The sequence below is a fragment of the Pseudomonas sp. 2995-3 genome (assembly GCF_002742565.1).
GTDB lineage: Bacteria > Pseudomonadota > Gammaproteobacteria > Pseudomonadales > Pseudomonadaceae > Aquipseudomonas > Aquipseudomonas edaphica.
On sequence record NZ_LJSB01000424.1, the window covers coordinates 1 to 266 of the forward strand.

Annotated in this window: 1 protein-coding gene; it reads left to right on the forward strand. The window is 36.5% G+C overall.

Going from position 1 to position 266, the window contains the following annotated elements; genetic code table 11:
- Positions 1-16: 16 nt before the first annotated feature.
- A partial coding sequence (locus tag AOA62_RS32360; RefSeq protein ID WP_218244249.1) for a hypothetical protein occupies positions 17-266 on the forward strand: 250 nt, incomplete at its 3' end.

A 266-nucleotide genomic window follows, 5' to 3' on the forward strand; every position in this document is an offset into this window, starting at 1 on the left:
CAAACGGAATGAGAGAATGGCAAGTGCATTCCAGGAGACTTATAATAAAATTAGTGAAATGTCTGAGTCTCAATTACAAACTTTAAATCAGTTCGACGAGTCTGTAGGAGATTGGAAGAACTATATTTCTTCGATATCAGACAGACAGGACGCTATACATGGGGCGTTTGAACTAGTGATTGGTCAAAGTGATACTCTAGTAAAATTAATGAAAGAAAATAATAAGCAGTTTAGAGGCATATTTGGGGATGATGTGAGTTCTAAGC